Annotated in this window: 4 protein-coding genes; 3 read left to right on the plus strand and 1 reads right to left on the minus strand. The window is 51.4% G+C overall.

Annotated features, from left to right (window positions below; translation table 11 throughout):
• Positions 1-419: 419 nt before the first annotated feature.
• Positions 420-1,652 carry an MFS transporter gene (locus tag Q8Q07_04760; protein MDP3879600.1) on the plus strand — a complete coding sequence of 411 codons (1,233 nt, stop codon included), beginning with the start codon at positions 420-422 and terminating at the stop codon, positions 1,650-1,652.
• A 6-nt stretch (positions 1,653-1,658) separates the two neighbouring features.
• Here Q8Q07_04760 and Q8Q07_04765 read toward each other — a convergent pair whose 3' ends face one another.
• Complete coding sequence (locus Q8Q07_04765; GenBank protein ID MDP3879601.1) at positions 1,659-2,528, minus strand: prephenate dehydrogenase; 870 nt, start codon at positions 2,526-2,528, stop codon at positions 1,659-1,661.
• Positions 2,529-2,765: 237 nt separating this feature from the next.
• Between Q8Q07_04765 and Q8Q07_04770 the strand changes: the two genes are divergently transcribed.
• Entirely contained in the window at positions 2,766-3,458 is a 693-nt protein-coding gene (locus Q8Q07_04770; GenBank protein MDP3879602.1) for a response regulator transcription factor, read from the plus strand.
• A 68-nt stretch (positions 3,459-3,526) separates the two neighbouring features.
• The coding region (locus Q8Q07_04775; GenBank protein ID MDP3879603.1) for a HAMP domain-containing protein at positions 3,527-4,673 on the plus strand (1,147 nt) is incomplete at its 3' end.

A 4,673-nucleotide genomic window follows, 5' to 3' on the forward strand; every position in this document is an offset into this window, starting at 1 on the left:
GGTCGTTGTTTTGCATCTCGACTAAAGCTATGGTTATTTTACTCTATTATTAACACCTTGCTAAATCCGAGATAACCGCTATGGGCAGTATTATCAGCATACTTATGATTTGATTGCTTTCAGGATAAGTATAACTTATATTTTGGATAAAGACCAGCGAAAATAAGCCGAAAAACACCCTGTATTTTCAGTAAAAACGTACTAGTTTTGTTGAACCAGGAAAAACCACCGCTGATTGGAAGCATTCCGGTGGACGGTCCGGGGTTGTCCTATTGGTTGGGCTTTGCTGATGCCTCAGTCCGGGGGCGATTGTATAAACCGGTCACAGGTGTTACAATGCGTGATTGTGACGGTCTGGATTCCTCCGGACTTACGTCAGAGTTCAAAGTCAACATTTCAGAAACTGAGGGTGATACCTGTTGCCTGGATTTACCGGTCTTAAGAAAACTTTTCATCAGTGGGGCGGAGCTACCACCGCTTTTTTTACTTATACCCATTTGAGCCATGACCTGTGCATCTCATTGCACATGGCTTTGCTGCCCTTGATCAGGGAAGACCTGGGACTGAGTTATCTGCAAGCCGGATTTATTCTTTCCGCATATCAGATTACCGCCGGTCTCTTCCAGATTCCCGGGGGATGGCTCGGCGACCGCCTTAACCGGCATATCGTGGTGGCGATAGGTCTGGGCGGTGTCGGACTGGGGGCACTGGCTATCGGCCTGTCTTCATCATATTTATCGCTACTGCTGGCTCTTGTGTTTCTGGGAATTATGGCCGGGGCTTATCACCCGGCAGCCACTTCACTGCTCTCCAGTTATTTTGAAGAGTCAAAGAGGGGCAAGGTGATTGGACTTCATCTGGTAGGAGGTAGCGGTGGTTTTACTCTGGGGCCGATTCTGGGTGCGCTCATCGCCGCGGCCATGGGATGGCACTCCGCCTTCATTATCCTCAGTATTCCGGCTCTGGCGGTAATGCCCTTTGTCCTGCTCAAAATGAAACGGCAGCAGATAAGCGACGCTAAGCTCGAAAGCAAGGTGCATGTTGGGGACACTACTTTAGCTGAATCAGCGCCCGGCCGGAGCCTCGTTCAGGTATTACGGCCGGTGGCCTTTATCATGCTGCTGGCTATTCTCACCCAGTTTATTGCCGGCTCAGCGATGGCTTTTATCCCGTTGTACCTGGTAGATAAACATTCCCTGTCTCCCGCCTTTGCCGCGATGATGCTGGGTATTATCAGGGGTGGGGGTGTTCTGGGTAGTCTGCTCGGCGGATGGCTATCGGACAAGTGGGGGAGGAGAAATGCCATCTTCCTGGTACTGATAGCTACCGGACCCACCCTTTATTTGCTTACCAGGTTACCTTTTAATCTTTCACTGGTGATTATTTTTATCATCTTCGGTATCTTTATGCAGATGAGGCAGTCGACCGTTCAGCCGTTTCTGATGGACAGTACCCCTTCCCGGTACAGGGGGATTATCTTTGGTCTCTATTTTGGCCTGAGTATGGAAGGGTCGAGCATGCTGCAACCTGTCGCCGGTTATTTTATGGATAGCTTTGGCATTATTTCGGTGTTTCAGGTGGTTGCTCTGGCCAGTGTCGGTCTGTCACTGGTGGCGCTGCTCTTGCTAAAGAAGCCCCACCTGCGCCGGTGAGTCCCCTTACTTTTCGAAGAGCCGGTACATGTTCTCGTAAGCCTTGCCGAAATCAGGGTCGCTCTTTTCCATTCCATCCTTGATGGCGCCCATTCTATCGACAAATTCTTGCCGGTTCTTGTTCCTCACGATATCAGCCCATGTTTTGACGCTTCTCTGGAAGAGATCCTCGATTTCGGGTAGTCCGGGCAGGTTCATCTGCAGGGAGGCGTAAAGCTCCGGGTCTTCTGAGATAACGCTTTCGGTCAGTGTCAGCAGGAAGCGGAAGGTACTGCCGCTGATTGCCTTCATCTGCTTGAGCTTGCCAAAGCCCAGTAGCGCGTCAGCGGAGACGATGGCAATAAAGTGGGAAAGGCCGAGTATCACCGCCATCATTTCATCATGCTCCCGGGGGGTCATCAGGGTAACTTTGGCGCCACGAGTTTCCAGGTACCGCTTGATTTTCCCGGCTAATGCGGTCTCCGGCTCGGTGGTGGGTGTCAGGACAAAGTTCCGGTCAGTGACGTCTTTAGCGCCGGGCCCAAATACCGGGTGAGTACCCAGCACCGTCCCGGTATCCAGGTACCGGTGCATTACTGCTACCGGCATTGTCTTGACGGAGGTGATGTCAGCAACAATCTGCCCGGGCTGGATGTGAGGCTGGAGTTGCTTGACTATTTCCTCGAAGCTGTCTATGGGTACCGATAGCAGGACAGCATCAGCTCCTTTCACGGCGGTGGAGATACTATCGGCAACCTCAACCCCCAGTTGCTGGCTGGCTTCGAGCAGTTTATGATGGTTACGCCCGGCGATGACCACTTCATTACCTTCCTGTAATAGAAAACGGGCAAACCACCGCCCCATCTTGCCTGATCCGCCGATGATGGCTACTTTCATATGTTCTCCCATGTCAGTTTGGCACTATTTTAACCTCATTCACCGCTTATTACCAGTGAACCCCATCCCCCTCTTAAGCACTCCGTTATTTGCTTAAGGGTATTTGAGGCGGTTCTTACCGGTTTTCTGTTCAAGAACGCTGTAGCTGGATGTAGGCAATATGCCGAAGTTCATCAGGGGGTCTGCCCGGCATTTGATAGATGCTGCTGTGAGGTTTATACTACCAGTGGAGTTCCGATGGCTGACAAGATACTGATTGTTGAAGACGACCGGAATCTACTGGCGACACTCAAATACAACCTTCTTAAAGAGAGCTATGAGGTGATTACGGCCGTCGATGGCGCGCAGGCTATAGAGATTGCGCGAAGCGAGAGGCCTGAACTGATTGTTCTGGACGTGATGCTACCAGAACTGAGTGGTTTTGAGGTGTGTCGTATCCTGCGGAAAGAAATGACTGTCCCCATCCTGATGCTCACTGCTAAGACGGAAGAGGTTGACAAAATAGTCGGGCTTGAAATTGGAGCGGATGACTACATGACCAAGCCCTTCAGCATGAGAGAATTACTGGCCCGTGTACGAGCTATGCTCCGTAGAGCCGATATGTCCAAACCGAAACCAGCTAGTGAGCCAGAATCCTTGAAAATCGGGGACCTGGAGATTGATGTTGGTCGCCACCGGGCTTTCTGCGGAGGTATGCAGCTAGACCTCACCCCGAAGGAGTATGACTTGCTTGTCTTCCTTGCCAGGAACAAGGGTTTCGTGTTCAGTCGAGAGCAGCTTCTGGAAAAGGTGTGGGGCTATGACTACGCTGGTGATACACGGACTGTGGATGTCCATATCAGATGGTTGAGGCAGAAGATTGAAACTGACCCGGCACACCCGAGAAATCTGCTGACCGTAAGGGGTGCTGGTTATAAACTGGAAGGTTAGAGTTGTTCCGCAGTATTCAATGGCGCATTACCTTTTCCTTCGTTTTACTTATACTGGTTAGTATGGGCATGCTTGGGTTCTATCTGGCCGATTCCACCAGAAACTCCCAGCTCGGTAACCTGCGCTCCCGTCTGGAAAATGAGGCCAGGATTACCGCCGAAGCCAGTTTGCCCGGTTTCCTCACGGAGGATAAGAGCCGAAGCCTCGACGCTCTGGCTAAGAGACTGGGGGAACAAACTGGTACCAGAGTCACCATCATTGACGTGGACGGCGCCGTGTTAGGTGATTCTGAAGAAGACCCTGCGGTTATGGAAAACCATGCCACCCGCCCTGAAATCAGGGATGTCATGGGTACCGGCCTGGGCGAGAGCACCCGCTACAGCACCACTCTGAGTCAGGAAATGATGTATGTTGCGGTGCCCGTCTCGCATCAGGGTGAGGTTCTGGGTATAGCCCGTGTGTCGCTTCCGCTGACAGTGGTTGAAAACCTGGCGTACCGGGTCACGGTAAGCATTATCACCGCTATGGTAGTGGCCGCTTTGCTGGTCATTCTGGCAGCCTGGATTATTGCCCGTATAACCACCCGGCCGATACGGAAGCTTATCATTGCTTCCGGAAAAATTGCCTCAGGAGAACTGGGTCGGAAAATAGCTATAGAGACCGGGGATGAGGTTGGAGAACTCGCCCATGCTTTCAATGAAATGTCCTCAAGGTTGAAAGAATTGGTGGAGACAATTTCAGGAGACAGGGCCAGACTGGCAACAATCCTCGACAATATGACTGACGGCGTCATCATGACGGATATTGAAGGGAACATTTCGCTGGCTAACAATGCGGCTAGAAAGCTGTTTAACGTCACGAGCCCGGCAGAAAGGCCGCTCATCGAGGTGGTGCGTGATTACGAGGTAGATGAGGCATTGAAGCTATGTCTGGAAACAACCATGATGCAGGCTGTCCAATATGAATCCGGTACTTCTAAGAGATATCTCAGGGCTATTGCCATTCCAATTGCGCATAATGAGCTGGGTGGCGTCCTGCTCCTGTTTCAGGACCTCACCGAGCTGAGAAGTCTGCAAACGACAAGGCGCGAGCTGATTGGAAACATCTCTCATGAGTTCAGAACGCCCCTGGCTGGCATTAAAGTCATGGTGGAAACCCTGCGTGATGGCGCCATAGATGATAAGGAGACGGCGAGAGATTTTCTCTTCAGGATAG

It is taken from the genome of Dehalococcoidales bacterium, from assembly GCA_030698765.1.
In the GTDB taxonomy this organism is placed as follows: Bacteria; Chloroflexota; Dehalococcoidia; order Dehalococcoidales; family UBA2162; genus JAUYMF01.